At 71.5% G+C, this 631-nt stretch carries 1 protein-coding gene and 1 pseudogene; both read right to left on the bottom strand.

The window, feature by feature from the left end; genetic code table 11:
• The coding region (locus DK254_RS05665; protein WP_158546398.1) for an alpha/beta fold hydrolase at nt 1–272 on the bottom strand (272 nt) is incomplete at its 3' end.
• A 16-nt stretch (nt 273–288) separates the two neighbouring features.
• A pseudogene (gene mhpB / locus DK254_RS05660) lies at nt 289–631 on the bottom strand (3-carboxyethylcatechol 2,3-dioxygenase); the annotation flags it as partial.

Genomic DNA, 631 nt, shown 5'->3' with positions numbered 1-631 from the left:
TTGAGGTCCGAGCGCGAGCCGCGGCAGACGATGGGGTCGCTCCGGCTCCAGCCGGGGCAGTCCATCAGCACCACGCGGTAGCCGGCGGCCAGCAGCGGTTCGAGGTTGCGGCTGAAGTTGGCCCAGCCGCTGGCGCCGGGGCCGGAGCCGTGGAGCATCACCACGGTCTCGGCACCCTCGCCCAGGTCGTTGTAGTGCAGCTGCAGGTCCAGGTCGCCTTCGCGGATGCGGGCGAAGCGGCTGCTGGCGGCTTCGCTGATGTCGATGGTCATGGGCAGGTCCTCCGGGTCAGGTAAGGGAGTGGGCGGACAGCGAGCCGAAGCCGGCGATCCACTCGGGGATCGGCCGGTAGTAGCGCTCGCGGGCCTGGTAGGGGCCGAAGGCGGACAGGGCGGCGAAGGCGGCCACCCAGGTTTTCACCTCGTGGGTCGACTTGCCGGCCAGGGCCGACAGCTCGGCGTTGCCCAGGCCGTCCAGCTCGGCGAAGCGCTGCTGCTCCAGCAGGTCGAGGAAGTGGTTGTCCCACGCGGGGTTCAGTGGGTGCAGCGAACTCGGGTCGGCGACGAAGCCTTCGGCGGCGCTGATCACCCGCTGCTGGCGGGCCTGGCGCTCGTCCGCCGGCAGGTCGCGG

Source organism: Pseudomonas sp. RW407 (assembly GCF_003176655.1).
GTDB classification, from domain to species: Bacteria; Pseudomonadota; Gammaproteobacteria; order Pseudomonadales; family Pseudomonadaceae; genus Pseudomonas; species Pseudomonas delhiensis.
The sequence above is the reverse complement of the archived record's forward strand: the minus strand, read 5'-3'. Positions and strand labels throughout refer to the sequence as shown.